At 67.1% G+C, this 19243-nt stretch carries 16 protein-coding genes; 10 read left to right on the top strand and 6 right to left on the bottom strand.

Annotated elements, in window-relative coordinates:
* The first annotated feature begins 5 nt into the window (after nt 1-5).
* Together ilvD and OG716_RS21500 are read left to right on the top strand one after the other, a co-directional pair.
* Complete coding sequence (gene ilvD, locus OG716_RS21495) at nt 6-1847, top strand: dihydroxy-acid dehydratase (protein ID WP_405139304.1); 1842 nt, start codon at nt 6-8, stop codon at nt 1845-1847.
* A 15-nt stretch (nt 1848-1862) separates the two neighbouring features.
* Nucleotides 1863-2162 carry a hypothetical protein gene (locus OG716_RS21500; protein WP_327144687.1) on the top strand — a complete coding sequence of 100 codons (300 nt, stop codon included), beginning with the start codon at nt 1863-1865 and terminating at the stop codon, nt 2160-2162.
* A 153-nt stretch (nt 2163-2315) separates the two neighbouring features.
* Here OG716_RS21500 and OG716_RS21505 read toward each other — a convergent pair whose 3' ends face one another.
* Nucleotides 2316-3215 carry a DoxX family protein gene (locus tag OG716_RS21505; protein WP_405139306.1) on the bottom strand — a complete coding sequence of 300 codons (900 nt, stop codon included), beginning with the start codon at nt 3213-3215 and terminating at the stop codon, nt 2316-2318.
* A gap of 135 nt (nt 3216-3350) precedes the next feature.
* Between OG716_RS21505 and OG716_RS21510 the strand changes: the two genes are divergently transcribed.
* On the top strand, nt 3351-4502 hold the full coding sequence (locus OG716_RS21510) for a PQQ-dependent sugar dehydrogenase (protein ID WP_405139308.1): 1152 nt from the start codon (nt 3351-3353) through the stop codon (nt 4500-4502).
* A 184-nt stretch (nt 4503-4686) separates the two neighbouring features.
* Here the strand turns inward: OG716_RS21510 and OG716_RS21515 are convergent, their stop codons facing one another.
* Complete coding sequence (locus tag OG716_RS21515; RefSeq protein ID WP_405139310.1) at nt 4687-5637, bottom strand: helix-turn-helix transcriptional regulator; 951 nt, start codon at nt 5635-5637, stop codon at nt 4687-4689.
* A gap of 63 nt (nt 5638-5700) precedes the next feature.
* Between OG716_RS21515 and OG716_RS21520 the strand changes: the two genes are divergently transcribed.
* Complete coding sequence (locus OG716_RS21520; protein WP_405139312.1) at nt 5701-6861, top strand: epoxide hydrolase family protein; 1161 nt, start codon at nt 5701-5703, stop codon at nt 6859-6861.
* Between the two features lie 60 nt (nt 6862-6921).
* Here the strand turns inward: OG716_RS21520 and gatB are convergent, their stop codons facing one another.
* From gatB to OG716_RS21540, 4 genes are read right to left on the bottom strand one after another with little or no spacing between them, the layout of a single operon-like run.
* Entirely contained in the window at nt 6922-8436 is a 1515-nt protein-coding gene (gene gatB / locus OG716_RS21525) for an Asp-tRNA(Asn)/Glu-tRNA(Gln) amidotransferase subunit GatB (protein ID WP_405139314.1), read from the bottom strand.
* Nucleotides 8437-8450: 14 nt separating this feature from the next.
* Entirely contained in the window at nt 8451-10946 is a 2496-nt protein-coding gene (locus OG716_RS21530; protein WP_405139316.1) for an FtsX-like permease family protein, read from the bottom strand.
* Nucleotides 10943-11725 (bottom strand): ABC transporter ATP-binding protein, encoded by a 783-nt coding sequence (locus OG716_RS21535; protein ID WP_405139318.1) that lies wholly within the window; start codon nt 11723-11725, stop codon nt 10943-10945. The genes OG716_RS21530 and OG716_RS21535 overlap by 4 nt, the downstream gene beginning before the upstream one ends.
* Before the next feature lie 18 nt (nt 11726-11743).
* Nucleotides 11744-12073: a hypothetical protein gene (locus tag OG716_RS21540; protein ID WP_405139320.1), complete on the bottom strand. Its 330-nt coding sequence runs from the start codon at nt 12071-12073 to the stop codon at nt 11744-11746.
* A 189-nt stretch (nt 12074-12262) separates the two neighbouring features.
* On the opposite strand from OG716_RS21540, the gene OG716_RS21545 reads away from it, so the two are divergent.
* From OG716_RS21545 to OG716_RS21570, 6 genes are all read left to right on the top strand, one after another.
* The gene (locus tag OG716_RS21545) at nt 12263-13630 is read left to right on the top strand and encodes a sensor histidine kinase (RefSeq protein ID WP_405139322.1); all 1368 of its coding nucleotides are present in this window, start codon (nt 12263-12265) and stop codon (nt 13628-13630) included.
* Between the two features lie 29 nt (nt 13631-13659).
* The gene (locus OG716_RS21550; RefSeq protein WP_355123857.1) at nt 13660-14313 is read left to right on the top strand and encodes a response regulator transcription factor; all 654 of its coding nucleotides are present in this window, start codon (nt 13660-13662) and stop codon (nt 14311-14313) included.
* Between the two features lie 58 nt (nt 14314-14371).
* On the top strand, nt 14372-16138 hold the full coding sequence (locus OG716_RS21555; protein WP_405139324.1) for a protein kinase domain-containing protein: 1767 nt from the start codon (nt 14372-14374) through the stop codon (nt 16136-16138).
* A 163-nt stretch (nt 16139-16301) separates the two neighbouring features.
* Nucleotides 16302-17081 carry a hypothetical protein gene (locus OG716_RS21560; RefSeq protein ID WP_405139326.1) on the top strand — a complete coding sequence of 260 codons (780 nt, stop codon included), beginning with the start codon at nt 16302-16304 and terminating at the stop codon, nt 17079-17081.
* Nucleotides 17082-17185: 104 nt separating this feature from the next.
* A complete protein-coding gene (locus OG716_RS21565; RefSeq protein WP_405139328.1) occupies nt 17186-18073 on the top strand; it encodes a hypothetical protein in 888 nt (295 codons plus the stop codon).
* 84 nt (nt 18074-18157) lie between these two features.
* Nucleotides 18158-19189, top strand: coding sequence for an ATP-dependent 6-phosphofructokinase (locus OG716_RS21570; protein WP_297611418.1), 1032 nt, complete (start codon nt 18158-18160; stop codon nt 19187-19189).
* Nucleotides 19190-19243: the final 54 nt, after the last annotated feature.

Genomic DNA, 19243 nt, shown 5'->3' on the forward strand with positions numbered 1-19243 from the left:
ACCCCATGCCACCGCTTCGCTCACGCACCACCACCGCCGGACGCAATGCCGCGGGCGCTCGCGCCCTCTGGCGGGCGACCGGTATGACCGACTCCGATTTCGGTAAGCCGATCATCGCCATCGCGAACTCGTACACGCAGTTCGTACCCGGCCATGTTCATCTGAAGAACGTCGGCGAGATTGTGGCCGAGGCGATTTGGGCGGCGGGCGGCGTACCGCGCGAGTTCCACACCATCGCGGTGGACGACGGCATCGCCATGGGTCACGGCGGCATGCTCTACTCGCTGCCCTCGCGCGAGATCATCGCCGATTCGGTCGAGTACATGGCGAATGCGCACACCGCCGACGCACTGGTGTGTATCTCCAACTGCGACAAGATCACTCCCGGCATGCTCAATGCCGCCATGCGGCTGAACATCCCGGCCGTCTTCGTCTCCGGCGGTCCGATGGAGGCCGGTAAGGCCGTCGTGGTGGGCGGTGTGGCGCAGGCGCCGACCGACCTCATCACCGCCATCTCCGCCAGCGCCTCGCAGGCCGTCAGCGATGCGGGCCTGGACGAGGTCGAGCGCAGCGCCTGTCCGACCTGTGGTTCCTGCTCCGGCATGTTCACCGCGAACTCCATGAACTGCCTCACCGAGGCACTGGGTCTGGCGCTGCCGGGCAATGGCTCCACGCTGGCCACCCATGCCGCGCGCCGGGCGCTGTTCACCCGCGCCGGGCAGGTCATCGTGGATATCGCCACCCGCTGGTACCGCGATGACGACGCCTCGGTGCTGCCGCGGAATGTGGCCACCGCCAAGGCTTTCCGCAATGCGATGGCGCTGGACGTGGCCATGGGCGGTTCCACCAATACCGTGCTGCACACCCTCGCCGCCGCGCAGGAGGGTGAGATCGACTTCGATCTGCAGACCATCGACGAGATCTCCCGCCGGGTGCCCTGTCTGTCGAAGGTCTCCCCCAACTCTGATTACCACATGGAGGATGTGCACCGCGCCGGTGGCATTCCGGCCATCATGGGCGAACTGCGCCGCGCGGGGCTGCTGGAAACCGATGTCACCAATGTGCACAGCGCCTCCTTCGAGGACTGGCTCGACACCTGGGATATCCGCTCCGGCACGGCTTCCGACGAGGCCATCGAGCTGTTCCACGCCGCGCCCGGCGGAGTGCGCACCATCGAGCCGTTCTCCACCGAGAATCGCTGGTCCTCCCTCGATACCGATGCCGAGGGCGGCTGCATCCGCGATCTGGCGCACGCCTACACCGTCGAGGGCGGGCTGTGTGTGCTGCGCGGCAATATCGCACCGGACGGCGCGATCCTGAAGACCGCGGGCATCGACGAGGATCTGTACACCTTCGAGGGTCCGGCCGTAGTGGTCGAATCCCAGGAGGAGGCGGTCTCGCTGATTCTCAATAAGAAGATCCAGCCGGGCGATGTGATCGTGATCCGCTACGAGGGTCCCTCGGGCGGTCCCGGCATGCAGGAAATGCTGCACCCCACCTCGTTCCTGAAGGGCACGGGTCTGGGCAAGGTCTGTGCGCTCATCACCGACGGCCGCTTCTCCGGCGGCACATCGGGCCTGTCCATCGGCCATATTTCGCCGGAGGCGGCCAGTGGCGGCGGTATCGGCCTGATCGAGAACGGTGACCGCATTCGCATCGATGTGCACACCCGCGCGCTCGAATTGCTGGTCCCCGATGAGGTTCTCGCGGAGCGACGCGTGAAAATGGAAGCGTCAGAACGGCCTTGGCAGCCCGTGAATCGCGAGCGCACGGTAACCACCGCGCTGCGCGCGTATGCCGCGCTGGCGACCTCGGCCGACAAGGGTGCTGTGCGGCGGGTGCCGTAAGAAAGATCAGAGGGCATGACAATCGAATATGTCGGCAAGGCCGACACGATGCTGGCCGAGTACTCCTCGATGCTGGAGCGTTGCGATTACCGCAAGGCCCAGGCGAAGGTGCTGCTGGCCGAGGCCGAGGAACTCGCCGCCCAATCTCGCGAACTGGGCAGCACGGAGTTCATGGCCTCGCCCGCCGACGCCGCCGCGATCGCCGCTCACCGTTCCTTCTTGAACGAGCAGATCGATGCGAAGTCCGGGCAGGTATTGCGACTACACCAGGAGACCTTCCAGGAGTGGGAGCGCTTCAACGCCACCCAGTGGTGAAGATCGGCGGGGGCGTGGCTCCCGCCCACCGCGGGAAGGGATTCGCCTAGTCCGCTCCTACCGGAGAAGCGAATCCACGCAAGTCTGCGCAAACAGCAAGTGGCCCGGGCGATCCAGTGGATCGTTCCGGGCCACCTGGCTTTTCGGGCGAGGTCAGTTGAAGGGGCGGATGCCTTCCAGCGGATTGCCGCCGTGCAGGTAGATGTAGGTGAGGATCGCGGCGGCGACCGCGGCGACCAGCGCTGCGAGCGAGCCGAGGAACGGTCTGGTGGCCCAGCCGCGATTGCGATCGAGCGAGAGGCGGCCGGGGCCGGTGAGCATGATGGCGGCCGCGCCGCCCGCCAGAATGGATTCCAGCTCGACGCCCGTGCCCGCTTTGTACTGGAACCCGGCGACCATGCCCTGCTTCCACATCCAGGCATCCAGGATGACCGCCAGCACCGCGCCGGCGGCCAGCGGCGTCGCCAGGCCGACAGCCACCAGAATGCCGCCGCCGAGTTCACCGGCGATCAGCATGGGCGCGGCGAAATCGGCATGCTTCCAGCCGCCGTTCTCCATGGACGTACGGATGCCGTCGTAGCCGGGGCCGTGGAACCAGCCCGCCACCTTCTGCAGTCCGTGGTAGACGAAGGTGCCGCCGATGACCAAGCGCAACAGCAGCAGTCCGAGGTCCAGCGTGCCGCGGCGGTCGTCGCGCCGGCGGATACGGGTGGTGGGCTCCGCGCCGCCGTTGGGTGCGGGCGGAATGCTGGCGAAGGCGTAGGTGGGCGCAGTGTCGGCGGCGGCAGGCACGCCGTCGCCGACTGCCGGGGGCGTCGGGCCGGCACTGATGGCCTCCTTCACCTCCGTGTACAGCGGCACTTCCGGATCCAGGCCGAGTTCCTCGTCGGTGCGCGGCAGATCCTTGGTGAGATCTGCCTTCACACTCGAGGTCTGGAACTGCTCGGTCGGCGAATCGTAGGGGCTGCGCACCGGCTCGCCCGTGGTCCGTGGCGATCCGGGCGGGATGCTGCCCGGCGCGTCGGCGGAGTGCTCGTTCGGCTTCTCGGTCACGCGGGTCAGAGTATGCGGCGAGAGCGCCGGACACACGACAGTCGCGGGCGTGTCCGATGTCCAGTTCGCGGTGCGCCGGGGTGGTCAGCGACCCCGTCCGCACATCCGCGCCGGGTTTTCCGTAACGTCTGCACCATGAGTTGGGTTGCCGCGGGCCGGTTCGGGGTGGGCGCACGGAGAATCGTGGTGGGCGCGATGCTCGGCGTCATGCTGCTCTCCGGTTGTGCACGGTTCGACGATCGTGCTTCGACGCCGTTCACCACCGAGCCGAACTGGCAGGATGCCGATCAGGGCAGTACCAAGCCGAATGCGCCGAGCAGTTCGGCGAAGCGGCCGGATCTGCCGTGTGTGGATCCCGATCCGGCAGTGGTCATCTCATGCCTGGACACCACCGGCGGTGTGGTCACGCTGCCGGACGGCACCAGCGGACTGGTCGCCGAACGGCTGACCGGGCGAATTCTGAAGGTGGTCGCCACCGATGAGGGTGTTCCGCCCGCGCCGGTGGAGGTCGCCCATCTCGATGTGGACGCGACGGGCGACGGCGGTCTCACCGCGCTGGCGCTGTCCCCCAGTTTCGCCGAGGACGGCCTGATCTACGCGTACATCACCACCGGCAGCGATAACCGGGTGGTGCGCGTCTCCACCGACGGCGGCGCACCCAAGCCGATTCTCACCGGAATTCCGAAGGGCGCCAATGGCAATCGCGGCGCCATCGACTTCCACACCGCCGATAAGATGCTGGTGCTCACCGGCGATGCGGGCAACCCCTCGTCGGCGGCCGACAATGGTTCCTGGGCCGGGAAGCTGCTGAGCGTCAACTCGCCCGCGCCGGGCGCCACCGCGCAGGTCATGCTCGCCGGTATCGGCGTCGCGGGCGGCGTGTGTTCGGACCATCAGGATTCCATCTGGGTCACCGATCGCACCGCCACCGAGGATCGTCTGCAGCGCGTCGCACCCGACGGCACCGCCACCAAGGCCTGGAGCTGGCCCGATCATCCGGGTGTGGCCGGTTGCGCCGCCGCCACCGACGGCGTGGCCATTGCCCTCACCAACCAGAAGGCCCTGGCAATCGCGAAGGCCGACAAAACAACTCACGCCGTCACCGCCTCCCCGACATTGCTGGCGCAGGACAAGTACGGGCGGCTCGACGGCGCCTCGATCGGCGGCGACGGCAGCATCTGGTCCTCGACGGTGAACAAATCCGACGGCGGCCAGCCCAATCAGTACGACGATCGTGTCGTCCGCATCCCGCCGCCGTCCGCCGGCCAAGGCGGCGGACACGACTAGATCGGCATCCCCCGCCATCCCTGCATGCTTTTGCCCGAATCCACATCGGCAGTGCGCCAACGAGTTTCCGTGGATCCCCGCCGAAAGGGCGCCGGTATGACGAATTCGTCGGTGTGACAGCCGAATAGGGCACACATCACCCCGGCGCAGGGCCCGACCGCGTGACTGCGAGCCGATCACAAGCTCATTCATCGGTGCCCGCCGCGGCGCTGAAACGTGCTGCGACGGCGCGGAGTTCGCGGGACAGGGCGGGGGCGTCGACCACCTCGAAATCGACGGTGAGGGCGCCCAGCAGGAAGACGAGTGCCCGCGCGTCGTCCGCGCCGATGTGCAATAGGCAGGTGCGGTTGTCGACGGGTTCGATGCGGCCGTAGGTCGCCGACAGGCGTGCCGGTTCGGAATCGGCGGGGGTGTGCAGCCGGACCGTGGCCTGATAGGGCCAGCGCTGGGCGATGCCACCTGCGACGAAGGCGGCGGCATCGCCGCCGGGGAGTTCGCGGGATGTGAAGCGCGGTCCCGCAGGCACTTTCGGCTGCATGCGATCCACCCGGAAGGTGCGCCAGTCGTCGCGGCCGAGGTCCCAGGCCACCAGATACCAGCGGCGGCCCCAGGTCACCACCTGATGCGGTTCGACGGTGCGGACGATCTCCGAGTCGCCGTAGCGGAATCGCAGCTGCTGCTCGTCACGGCAGGCCGTGGCGATCACGCTGAGCGTTTCGGGGTCCACCGTCGGACCTCTGCCCGGCGCGTACACGGTGGCAATCTGCAAGGCCTCCAGGCGATTACGCAATCGAGTGGGCAGGACCTGCTCCAGCTTCACGAGCGCGCGCAAGGCCGTCTCGCCCTGCCCGGCGACACCGCTCCCTGTGGCGGTGCGCAGCGCGATGGCAATGGCCACCGCCTCCTCGTCATCGAGCAGTAGCGGCGGCAGCTGCGCGCCCGCGCCGAGCCAGTAGCCGCCGGTGATCCCCTTGGCAGCCTGTACCGGATAGTCGAGCTCGCGCAGCTTGTCGATATCGCGCCGCACCGTGCGCGTGGTGATCTCCAGCCGGTCGGCCAGCTCCTGCCCGGACCATTCGCGCCGCATCTGCAGTAGGCCGAGCAGCCGCAGCAGTCGCCCGGAAGTTTCTTTCATATCCGGCAGTCTGCCAGGACTATAGGACTGAAGATGTCCTATAGTCCTTCTACTGTTATCCCTATGAACAACGAGGCCATCACCCCCTTCCGTATCGATATCGCCCAGTCCGATCTGGATGACCTGCGCAACCGGCTGGCCGGCGCCCGCTGGCCCGACGAACTGCCCGGCGTCGGCTGGGAGTACGGGATTCCGCTCGACTACGTCCGGGAACTCGCCGAGTACTGGCGCACCGGTTACGACTGGCGCCGCCATGAGGCGGAGCTGAACGAACTGCCGCAGTTCACCACAGAAATCGACGGCCAGAACGTGCATTTCGTGCACATCCGCTCGGCGGAGCCGGACGCGATGCCGCTCATTCTCACGCACGGCTGGCCGGGTTCGATGGTCGAATTCCTCGATGTGATCGGCCCACTCACCGATCCGGCGGCGCACGGCGGCGATCCGGCGAGCGCCTTTCACGTGGTGATTCCCGCACTGCCCGGTTTCGGCTTCTCCGGCCCCACCACCGAAAAGGGTTGGAACACAGCCCGTATCGCGGCGGCGTGGGCAGAGTTGATGCGACGCCTGGGTTATGAGCGCTACGGCGTGCAGGGGGGCGATATGGGCGCGTTCGTCTCGGCCGAGCTCGGCAAGATCGACGCCGAACACGTTGCGGGAGTTCACCTCAACGCGGCGACCTTCGGATTCATCCCGTTCGGCAAGGTATCCGATGAGGAGCGCGCCACCCTCACCGAATCCGAGCAGGCGCGGCTGGTGCGGCTCGCCCACTTCAACGGTGATGACAACGGCTACTTCAAGATTCAGGCGACCAAGCCGCAGACCATCGCCTACAGCCTGGTGGACTCCCCCATCGGACAGCTGGCCTGGATCATGGAGAAGTTCAAGGAGTGGACCTTCCCCTCGCACGACCTGCCGGAGCAGGCCATCGACCGGGATCGGTTGCTGACCAATGTGATGCTGTACTGGCTCACCGGCACCGCGGGCTCGGCCGCGCGCCTCTACTACGAGAACATGCACGTCCAGGGCTGGAAGGCGGAACGCTCACCGACCCCCGTCGGCGTCGCGGTCTTCGCACAGGACATCGCGATTCGCCGTTTCGGCGAGTACGGCAACAATATCGTGCACTGGTCGGAATTCGACCGCGGCGGCCACTTCGCGGCCATGGAGGCGCCCGGCCTGTTCACCACCGACGTCCGCCAATTCTTCGGCGAACTGAAGTGATCGGACCGAACTGAAGTGGCGCACGGCATCAGCCGTGCGCCATTTACGTTGCTACAGCGCCTATTCGGAGACGCCGCAGGCTGCCAGCACGAGTTCGCGCACGCGCGCGGCGTCGGCCTGGCCCCGGGTGGCCTTCATGACGTCGCCGACGATCTTGCCCGCAGCCTGGATCTTGCCGGAGCGGATCTTGTCGGCGATGGCCGCATTGGCCTCGAGCGCCTTGTCGACCTCGCTCTGCAGCGCGGAATCGTCGCTGACCATGCCCAGGCCCTTGGCCTCGACGATTGCGGCGGGCTCGCCCTCACCGGCGAGCACGAGGTCGACAACCTGCTTGGCGCTCTTGTTGTTGATGGTCTTGGCCTCGACCAGTCCCGCCACCTCGGCGACCTGCTTCGGAGTGATCGGCAGTTCGTCGAGCGCGATCTCGCGCTCCTTGGCCTTCTCGGTCAGGTAGGACACCCACCAGGAACGGGCCTCGTTGACGGAGGCCCCGGCATCGACCGTCGCGATGATCAGGTCCAGCGCACCGGCATTGACCAGATCGCGGAACACCTCATCGGAGAGTTCCCAATCGGCCTGGATGCGCGCCCGGCGCAGCCACGGGTACTCCGGAATGGTGCCGCGCAGCTCTTCGACCCAGGCGGCGTCCGGCGCGACGGGCTCGAGGTCCGGCTCCGGGAAGTAGCGGTAGTCCTCGGCGGTCTCCTTGACCCGGCCGGAGGAGGTGGAGCCGTCGGCCTCGTGGAAGTGCCGGGTCTCCTGGATGATCTCGCCGCCGGCGGTCAGCACCGCGGCCTGGCGGCGCATCTCGTAGCGCACCGCGACCTCGACGCTCTTGAGCGAGTTCACGTTCTTGGTCTCGGTGCGGGTGCCGAATACCTTGGCGCCCTTGAGCATCAGCGAAACATTGGCATCACAGCGCAGCGAGCCCTGCTCCATCTTCACATCGGAGACGTTCAGCGATTTGAGCACCTCGCGCAGCGCGGTGACATAGGCGCGCGCCACCTCCGGCGCCCGCTCCCCCGCACCCGTGATCGTCTTGGTGACGATCTCGATGAGCGGCACACCCGCGCGGTTGTAGTCCAGCAGCGAATGCGAGGCGCCGACGATACGACCGGTCGCGCCGCCCACGTGCAGCGACTTACCGGTGTCCTCCTCCATATGCGCGCGCTCGATCTCCACCCGGAAGACCGCACCGTCGTCGAGGATCACATCGAGGTAGCCGTCGGTGGCGATCGGCTCGTCGTACTGGCTGATCTGGTAGTTCTTCGGCTGGTCCGGGTAGAAGTAGTTCTTGCGCGCGAACCGCCCCCACGGAGTGATCGAGCAGTTCAGCGCGAGGCCGATCCGAATGGCCGATTCGACGGCCTTCTCGTTCACCACCGGCAGCGATCCGGGCAGGCCCAAACACACCGGACACACCTGGGTGTTGGGCTCGGCGCCGAATTCGGTCGGGCAGCCGCAGAACATCTTGGTCGCGGTACCCAGCTCGACGTGCACCTCCATACCCAGCACCGGCTCGTACCGGCTGATGACGTCGGTGTAGTCCATCAAGTCGACCGTGGCTGCGCTCATGGCCACCATCCTATTCAGTCGGCGGCAATGGCCTCCACGATGGGGAGGTGGGCGGCGCGCAGCGCGGGCGGGATGGAGCCGAGCAGCGACAATGCCAGCGCCACGATGGCGTAGACCAGCAGCAGCGGACTGGCCTGGTAGTGGATATCGATGGAGATCGCGTGCCCGAGGGCGACCGTGGCCAGGTAGTGCGTGGCGGAACCCACCGCGAGACCCAGTGCGGCGCCGGTCACTCCGATACCGGCCGCCTCGGTGAGGACGGTGCGCAGCAGGAAGCGGCGGCTCGTGCCCATGGCGCGCAGGACGCCGAGTTCCCGGCGGCGTTCCAGCACCGAGAGCATCAGGGTGTTCAGCAGCGCGACCGTGGAGACCAGCACCACGATCCAGAGAATCGCACTGCTGATGGACATCCCCTGCCTGACGCTGCTGGAGATGGCGGTCACCGCCTGCTCACCGGTGACGACATGCAGTTGCGCGGGGACGGCCGCGCGGATGGCATTGAAGACGGCCTCGTGATCGGCGTTCGGCGCGAAGTCGATACCGATAATGGTCTCGCCGGGCCGCTGATACCACTGCCGCAGAATGTTCAGATCCAGGACGACCACGCCCGCGATGGCGGAGAAGTACGGCACCACCCGCAAGACCGTCACGTGGTGCACGCCGGTCGGTGTCGGCAGATCCACGCCGGAACCCTCGCTCACTCCGAGCGAGCGGGCCACATCGCGAGAAACGACAATGCCCTGACCGGCTGCCATGCGGTCCAGGTCCTGCTGGCTCGTACCGTCCAGGGCCGAACTGCGGGCCACCCCGCCCTCGTAGCCCTGCAGCATGACGCGGCCGCGCCCCAGGGTGGCGAAAGCCATTTGGGCCGAACCGATATCGCTGATGCCCGGAATACCGCGCAGCTTGTCCTTCAGATCCGAAGGCAGCAGCGGGCCGGTGGGGAACTGCTCCATCGCGGTCGCGCTGACGAAAACGTCTGTGCGGCCTAGGCCTTGGAAGGTCTGCGCCGCCGCGTCGACCATATTGCGGGAAGCATTGCCCATGGCCACGATGGCGGCGATGCCGATCATGACGGTCATGGTGGTGGCCCACACCCGGCGCGGCGCGCGTTCGATGGTGGTCGCGCCGAGCGCACCCGGTGCACCGAAAAGTCGTGCCACCGCGGCGATTACCCGCACGATGGGACCGGTGGCGGAGAAGCAAAGCACCACCGCGCCGGCAATGGCCAGCGAGATGGAGACCAGCGACAGGCGCCCGAGATCGGCATCGGCGACCACGACCCCCGCACCGACCATCACCGCGCCGACCACCAGCGAACCCCATTTGAGCAGCCGGCTCACCTCATCGGAGGTGGAGGTCCCCACCGGAGCCAGCGCCTCGATGGGTGCGACCTTGTACACCTGCCGGGCCGCGATGGCCGCGGCGATGACACTGGCCAGCACACAGGCGGCCACGGCCACCGGAATCGCATAACCGGGCACCTCGTATTCGGTGCGCGCCTCCACCGATTGCACGATGGCGGCCGGGAGCTTGCCGATGGCGATGCGGCCCATGACTATTCCGACGAGCGAACCCACGAATCCGCCGAACAGGCCGAGTATCGCCGCCTCGGCGAGTAGCCCGCGCACCACGGGTCCGCGCCGGCCGCCGATGGCGCGCAGTAGCGACAGCATCGGACGGCGTTGCGCCACAGCCATACTCATGGCGTTGTAGATGAGGAACGACGAGACGATGAGCGCCGCCGCGGACGAGGCCAGCGTCGAATACTTCACCAGCTGCAGGGATCCGCCCGCCTGCGCGGTGCGCAGGTCCGGATCGGCGACCACCGCGTGGCCCGCGACCAGCTTCGTCAGGTCCGAACGCAATTGCTCCACATCGGTTTTCGCGGCGGGAATGATCTGGATGGAGTCCAGCCGTCCGGGCCGATCGGCGATCTTCTGCGCCACCGGCAGCAGGGCGATGACGATATGCCCGGAATTGAGTCGCTTGGAGGTGGATTCGTCGAGCACCCCGGCCACCGTCGCGGTGATGGACCCGAGCTGGATCTGCTCACCTTCCCTGTGCCCCATGGCGGAGCCGATGAGTACGCCGTTGGGCACGTTGAGCAACGTGCTCGCCTGATCCTGCAGCGCACCGCCGAGATCACTGCCGAGTTTCGACACACTGGCGTCCGCGCCGATGAGCATCGCCCGATCAGCGTCCGCGCCAATGGATTCGCGCAGCATGGGCACCGCGGTGCCGATCCCCGGGACGGCTCTGATCTGCGGCAGCAGCGCCTGATCGAATCCGGCATCGGTGATGCCGCTGACCTCCAGCGCCGCATTCCCGCCGAGGCTGTGTGTGAGCTTGTCCACCGAACCGGTGATGGAGCCGGAGATGCTGAATACCGAAACCAGCAGTCCCGCGGAGATTCCCATCACGACCATGGACATGATGGTGCGCCCGCGGTGTGCGAGCAGCTCACCGATATTGAACAGCCGCAGTCGATCCCAGCCCGCCTGGATCATGCGCGCACCACACCGGCGTCATCGGCGCTGTCCTCGGCTGCTTCGCTGTCCGCGGCGGGACCGAAGCCCACCGGCGTGGTCCGCACCTCGCCGTTGTCATCGCGTTCCACCTTCTCGATGGAGCCGATCTGCCCGTCCCGCAGGGTGATCACGCGATCGCAGTAGCGCACCGCGCCCATATCGTGGGTCACCATGACCACAGAATTACCCGCGCGGGTGATATCGCCGAGCAGCTGCAGAATCGCGGCGCCGGTCTTGGAATCGAGATTGCCGGTGGGCTCGTCGGCGAGGATGAGCGGCGGACCCATAATGAGCGCCCGCGCCACCGCGACCCGCTGCATCTGACCGCCGGAAAGTTCCGCAGGCCGGTGCTCGGCGCGATCGGCCAGGCCGACCAGGTCGAGCAGCTCCAGCGCCCGTGGCTTGGCCTTGCGCAATCCGTTGCCGTCCAACAGCTTCGGAATGGCGACGTTCTCCCAGGCCGTCAGGGTCGGCAGCAGATTGAAGAACTGGAAGATGAAACCCACCTGATGCCGCCGGAATTCGGATTGACTGTCGTCATCCAGATCGCCGATCTCCCTGTCCTGGAACCGAATCGACCCGGTGTCCGGAGAGTCCAGCGCCCCGAGCAAATGCAGCAGCGTGGATTTGCCCGACCCGGAGGGCCCGATGATGGCGGTGAACTCCCCCGGTTCGATGCGCAGGCTGATGCCGTCCAGCGCCCGCACGCTCTGCTTGCCTACCCGGTATTCCTTCGTGACGTCGGTCAATTCCAGCATGGTGGTTCCCCTCGTGGATCAGCGAGCCAGTGCCCGCGGACGCGGACGGATATAGAGGTGATCGGTGTCGTAGGTGTCCAGGATCGCGCGCAGCGCGGGCTGTTCACCGGCGAGCTCGAGGTACACCTCGACCGCCGACTTGCCCTGTGCCAGTGCGTTGTCCAGCTTCACGTTCAAATGGTTCTCCCAGCGATTGCGCAGCGCGAGCAGGACGCCGTCCCGGCTGCCGAAGAGCCGCTCCATCTCGGGTAGCTCGTCGAAGAGCTTGGCATCAGCGGGATTCCGCGCCGCCCGATCCAGGACGGTGTGCAGGATGTCGGTGCGAGCATGCAGGTCTGCCCAGGACATGGCCCCCAACCTTTCGTAGTGGCCCGGCCGGTGGTGTACGGGTCCGGTACCAGTTACTCCAGACGCTACGAGAGCCCGCGCTGCCCTGTCTTCGTGCCGCGGACGCGACTTGACCTCCTACCCCGGTAGGAGCCGGGCCCCTGCCGCCGAACGATGTACGCCGTCCAATTCGGCCACTAGCCTTGCAGAATGAACGTGACCAGCGCCACCCCTGCGGCGGTCGGGCAGACGCTGCGGGATACGCGGGACTGGGCGCGAGCCAGCGGACAGCGAATCCGGGCCTTCGCGCGCAATCCGGTTGCCGAGTTCCGGCGCAATGCCGAGCAGTTCGGCTATCCGGCCAATGTGGTCGTGCTCATCGATATCGTGCTGCTCACCGTCGCCGCCATATCGGTCATACAGCGATACGGGCACGGCTATTGGCCGAGCCTGGTTCCGATACTGGCGCTCGCCCTGACGTACGTCACCGGACCGCTGTACGCCTTCTTCGGCGTGGTGCCGAAACCGCTGCTGATCGCCGCTTTCACCATGACCGCCGAGGCGCTGTTCCTGGCTCAGCCCGTACCGACCGATTCCGCGCCGTTCGTGGTGATCGCCGCAGCCGGGGAGATCGCCGCCATCGCGCCGCTGATCGCCAGTATCCCGGTGGCCTGCGCGATGATCGCGGAACTGCTCTTCTTCGAGTCCATCGGCCATCTGGATATCGGCGCGCCGATCTGGATCTTCGCGGTGACCTGCGGTTGGATGACCGGCCAGATGTTGAACTATCAGCGCCGCTACCTGTACCAGGAGCGTGAATCGCAGGAGATACGCGCGGTGCGGGCCGCCGACGAGGAGCGCCGCCGCATCGCCCGTGAGGTGCACGATGTCATCGCGCATTCGCTCAGCATCACCCTGCTACACGTGACCGCCGCCCGCCATGCGCTGCAAACCGATCGCGATGTGGACGATGCGGTGGAGGCGCTCACCGATGCCGAGCGCCTGGGCCGCCAGGCCATGGCCGATATTCGGCGCACCGTGGGACTGCTCGGCCAGTTGCCGACGCCGCAGGCTCCGGAACCCGATCTGGAAGATATCGACGATCTGGTAGCAGATTTCGTCCGTGCCGGCATGCCGGTGGAGTACAGCATCGACGGTGATCGGTCCGGAATCTCGGCAGGTGTGGGTCTGGCGCTGTACCGCATCAGCCAGGAATCGCTGGCCAATATCGCCAAGCATGCGCCGGGCGCGACGGCTCGGCTGCGAATCAGGCTGCGCACCAGGGATATCACCGTGACGGTGACCAATACGCTGCCCGCGGGCGCCGCCGTGCGCCCGGGGCGCGGGATGGGGATTTCCGGTATGCGCCAGCGGGTCGATCTGCTCGGCGGCACGCTCTCCTCCGGACCGGCCGAGGAGGGCTGGCAGGTGATCGCGCACATCCCTATGGCCGGGGCCGTGGCGTGTATGGCTGTGGCAGCGGAGGATTCGCTGCGCACCGCGCTGCATTCGGTGACCCGCAAGATCTACGATCGCCCGAATCCACTGGCGTCCAACGATATTCAGGAGAGTGTGTGACTTCCCAGCCGGACGAGCAGCTCATCGACGTGCTGGTGGTCGACGATCAGGAGCTGGTGCGCGGCGGTCTGCGCCGAATCCTGCGCCGCCGTGACGGTTTCGCGGTGAGCGAATGCGCCGACGGTGATGAGGTACCGGCCGCCGTCAGCGCGCACCGCCCGGACGTGGTGCTGATGGATCTGCGGATGAAACGCATCGGCGGCATCGAGGCCACCCGCACACTGCGCGGCCGCGCCGACGCACCGCCGGTGCTGGTGCTCACCACCTTCGACGATGATCAATTGCTCTCAGGCGCATTACGCGCGGGCGCGGCGGGATTCCTGCTCAAGGATTCTCCCGCCGAGGATCTGATCCGCGCGGTGCGCACGGTGGCGCTGGGCGGCTCCTGGCTGGATCCGTCGGTTACTCCGCGAGTGCTGACGGCATACCGGTCGGCACGTCCGACACCGGCGCCGGCCGACAGCCGCCTCACCGAACTGACCGCGCGCGAACTCGAGGTGCTGGAACTCATTGCCAAGGGGCGTGTCAACACGGAGATCGCGCGCGCCCTCGGTATCTCGGAGGTAACCGTAAAAAGCCACGTGGGGCACATTTTCGGGAAGCTGGGCCTGCGCGATCGGGCCGCGGCGATCGTGTTCGCGTTTGACCACGGTGTGGTTGCACCCGGAGAATCCAACTCTTGAGGGGTGAGGTGCGGAAACAGTCATCGCATACCGCCCATGGAGTTGGAGGTTGGACGGCGTGCAAGCACCGCCATCGCGGGCCGGCAGCAGGTTCGGGCCGTACGAGTTGCGCTCGTTGCTGGGCAAGGGCGGCATGGGTGAGGTCTACGAGGCCTACGACACCTCCAAGGATCGTGTCGTCGCCGTCAAGCTGCTACCCGCCGAACTCGCGAAAGACCCCTCCTACCAGGAACGTTTCCGTCGTGAATCACAGGCGGCGGCACGGCTGGCCGAACCGCACATCATCCCGATCCACGATTGGGGCGAGTACGACGGCCAGCTCTATATCGATATGCGGCTGGTGCGCGGACAGGATCTGCGCAGCCTGCTGAACAGCCGGGGCGCGATGACACCGGTGCGCGCGGTGGGCATTGTCGAGCAGATCGCCGCGGCCCTGGACGCCGCGCACTACTCGGGTCTGGTGCACCGCGATGTGAAGCCGGCCAATATTCTGGTGACCGATGCGGATTTCGCATATCTCGCCGACTTCGGCATCGCCCGCACCGAGGGTGAGACCGGTATCACCATGGCGGGCACCGCCGTCGGCTCGTACGCATATATGGCCCCGGAGCGTTTCGACGACTCCGGGCCGGTGACCGGGCGCGCCGATCTGTACTCGCTCGGCTGTGTGCTGCACGAATGCCTCACCGGCAACAAGCCGTTCCCGGCGACCAATATGAGTGTGCTGATCCGCGGCCATCTTTCCGAAGCGCCGCCGCGACCGAGCCTGCAGCACTCCGGGATTCCGGCCGCGCTCGACGATGTGCTGGCGCGGGCGCTGGCCAAGGATCCGGGTAGCCGGTATCTCACAGCGGGCGAATTCGCCCGGGCCGCCCGCACCGCCCTCGCGGGAGGTCCGGTACCGGCCGCGCCGACCGAGATCCTGCAGCCCGGCCGGATGGTGCCGCCCGCAGCACCCGGCACGCTGACCCCCACACCGCCGCCCGCCGCGCCCACCACCGTGCTGCCCACCGTCCGCAGCTCGGATCCGACCGTGGTGCAACCGAATTCCGGCGGCTACCCGATATACACCACCGGCGCGTTCCCGCCGTCCGAGGAGGGGCCGGGCACCTCCGATCTGCCGGTCATCCTGCCGTCGGACCCGACCCGGGTGCGTGTCAGCGATTTCCACTATCAGCCGCTGCCGCAGAGCGCGCAACAGCCTCAGGCGCAGCCGAAGCAGCCGGTCTGGGGCCACGGGGCGCCGCAGCAACCGGATTTCCCGTATGCGCCGACGCCCGATCCCTCGCTGTACCCGACCTCGGATCATCCCCGGCAGGATCCGGAGCCCGCGCCGTCCTACCGGCCGCGCCGCAAATCGATGGCGGCGCCGATATCGATCGGCGTTCTGGTGGTCGCCATTGCCGCCATCGCCGGTGCGGTGGGCTGGCAGGTCCTGGACCACTCCCGTAGCGAATCGCCGAGTACGACCGTGGCACAGGGCGATCCGAGCATCACCGTGCCGCTGACGGGACCGAAGGCGTCAACCGCTCCCCCGGCGCAGACCACCGTCCAGTTGCCGGCCGGTTCGACTCCCTGCCCGCTGGTTTATCCGGCGCTCAACGGTTTCACCGGCTCCGCTATCGGATCCACTGTTACCAGTTGCCCTTTCGCGGAACAGGTTCGCCAGGCATATGCCGAGGCGACTGCGGGCCGGCCGGGTTCGGCAAGTAGTGTGGTGGTTGTCAGCCCGGTAACAAATCGGGCGTACACGATGAACTGCACGGCGACAGGGAAATTGGTCACCTGCATCGGTGGTGAGAACGCGGTGGTGTATGTCTACTGACCCGATTCCGGCCTGTCGCAAGGCCATTGCTCGGGGCTTTACCTTGGCGACGTTACTGGCGGCGTCCGCATGCGCGGTGCATGTCAGCTCGGCGGGTTCGCCCACAGCGGGGTCCGCGAGTGTGGCGCCTGCCGCCGAAACGGCTGCGGCGCCGGGTCTCTCGATGGTCGCGCCGAACTTGCCGGGCCTGTCCGGGCTGCCGAAATCCATTACGTTCGCAGCCGATTTCGCGGATCTGCAGTCCGGGCTGGACGGCCGCATCGGTCTCGCGGTCATGCCGGTCGGCGGCGGGGATATGACGGTGCTGGGGAACTGGAGCTCCGGAGTCGCCTGGTCGACCATCAAGGTGCCGCTCGCGCTCGCCGCGCTGCGCCGGGATCCGACCGGATTGCGCTCCACCGCAGAGGCGGCCATCACCTTCTCCGATAATGATGCGGCGCAGGAACTCTGGAACTCGCTCGGGAACGGTGCCGAGGCCGCCGACGCGGTCGAATCGATCCTGCGCGAAGCCGGCGACGGATTCACCGATGTCGCGGCCCGGCACACCCGCCTGGCCATGATGGGGGCCGATGACCAGCTTGCCTTCGGCGCCACCGATTGGTCGCTGACCGATCAGGTGCGCTTCGCGTCCAGACTGCCCTGCCTGCCGCGAGCCAATTCGGTTGTCTCGCTGATGAGTGACATCACGCCGAGTCAGAGCTGGGGTCTGGGCCGGCTGATCGGCGCGGAATTCAAGGGCGGCTGGGGTCCGGACGACGACACCGGCAAATACACTGTGCGGCAATTCGGTCTGGTGCCGACACTCGCCGGGCCGATCGCGGTGGCCATGGCCGCCGAGCCCACCTCCGGCTCCTTCGACGACGCCACCGACATGATGGACAAGCTCGCGCTGCTGGTCGGCGATCACCTGCCTGATCTGCCCGGGGGCCTCTGCACGCACTAGTAGCATATGGAATCCCCCGGGGCACACGGCAATCCTCGAGATTGACGCATACCGGTGAGTCCGCTAGGAAACAGGGACTCACCGCAGACGTTGGAGGTAACCGGGTGGACGCACCGTATTCGCTACGTCGCCGCTTCGCACGTGTCGCGGGCGGTGGTGCGGCGGTCCTGCTGGTGACGCTCCTGACCGGCTGCACCAGCAAGCCGGTCCTGGTCCCCGATGCCACCACCGCCGCAGCCGGAGCGACCACCACCACCTCCGCGGTCAACCTCGCACTGCCCGGCACGCTCGCATGGGATTTCGCCAATACGCTGCAACCCACGCTGAGCGGCAAGGTCGGATTGGCCCTCATGCCCGTCGGCAGCGATCGAGTGGTGGCGCTGGGCGATTGGACCACCGGAGCGGCTTGGTCGACCATGAAGGTGCCGCTCACCCTGGCCGCGCTGCGCCAGAATCCGAGCGGGTACACCACCGCCGCGAGCGAGGCCATCACCGAATCCGACAATGCGGCCGCCGACGTGCTGTGGCAGTCGCTGGGCGCCGCGCCCACCGCCGCGGCAACGGTGCAGGCGGTGCTGCGGGAGGGCGGCGACACCGTCACCACGGTGCCCGCCACCCGGGCCCGCGCCGAATACTCGGCCTTCGGCCAGGCCGACTGGTCCATTGCCGATCAGCTGAAATTCGCCGCGCGACTACCCTGCCTGCCGCAATCCGATCCCGTCACCGCGCTCATGGGCAAGATCGTCTACGGGCAGCGCTGGGGACTCGGCTCGCTGGACGGCGCCGAATTCAAGGGCGGGTGGGGGCCCGATCCGAGCGGAAACTACCTGGTCCGGCAATTCGGGCTGGTGCAGGTCGACGGCGGGCAAATCGCCATCGCGATTGCCGCGCAGCCCACTTCGGGTTCCTTCGACGAGGGCACCACCATGCTCACCAAGATCGCGGCGCTCATCGGTAAGCATCTGGGCGAACTACGTGGCGGCGCCTGCTGAGCGGATTCCGGAAAAACCAGGCGTAACCAGCGGTTCACGGGGGCGCGACCCACAGGGCGCCGTACTCGGGGCAAGATAGGGCATATGCGCATCGGAGTCTTGACCGGAGGCGGAGACTGCCCAGGGCTGAACGCGGTGATCCGTGCTGTCGTTCGCACCTCGAACGGCCGCTGGGGTGATGCGATCATCGGCTTCCAGGACGGGTGGCGCGGGCTACTCGAGGATCGAAAGATCCAGATCCTGAACAATGACCGCACCGACCGGCTGCTCACCAAGGGCGGCACCATCCTCGGCACCGCACGCACCAATCCCGATGTGCTGCGCGCCGGATTGCCGCGTATCAAGCAGACTCTCGACGACAACGGCATCGACGCCCTCATCCCCATCGGCGGCGAGGGCACGCTGACAGCGGCCAGCTGGCTGGCCGAAGAGGGCGTGCCGGTGGTCGGCGTGCCCAAGACCATCGACAATGACATCGACTGCACCGACACCACCTTCGGCCACGACACCGCGGTCGCCATTGCCACCGAGGCCATCGACCGGCTGCACACCACCGCGGAATCGCATCAGCGCGTCATGCTGGTCGAGGTGATGGGACGGCATGCCGGCTGGATCGCCATGAACTGCGGTATCGCCTCCGGTGCGCACCTGACCCTGGTGCCCGAGGTGCCGTTCGATGTGGACGAGGTCTGCGCCATGGTGAAACGCCGCTTCCAGCGCGGTGATTCGCACTTCATCTGCGTGGTCGCCGAGGGCGCGCATCCGGCTCCCGACTCGATGTCGCTGCGCGACGGCGGAATCGACGAATTCGGGCATGTGAAGTTCACCGGCGTGGCACAGCAGCTGGCTCCGGAGATCGAGCGGCGCATCGGAAAAGAGGTGCGGGTGACCGTGCTCGGCCATGTGCAGCGCGGCGGGACACCGACGCCGTACGACCGCGTGCTCGCCACCCGCTTCGGGGTGCATGCGGCGGAAGCCGTGCACGCCGGGAACTTCGGGCAGATGGTGGCATTGCACGGGACCGAGGTCGACCTGGTTCCGCTCTCGGAAGCCACCAAGCAGCTCAAACTCGTTCCGCAGGACCGCTACCGGGAAGCCGCGGCCTTCTTCGGCTGAGAATCGGGGCCCCGCTCAGGAGTGCAGGGCCCCGATCCCATAAAGGGTGACAAC

It is taken from the genome of Nocardia sp. NBC_01388, from assembly GCF_045040085.1.
In the GTDB taxonomy this organism is placed as follows: domain Bacteria; phylum Actinomycetota; class Actinomycetes; order Mycobacteriales; family Mycobacteriaceae; genus Nocardia.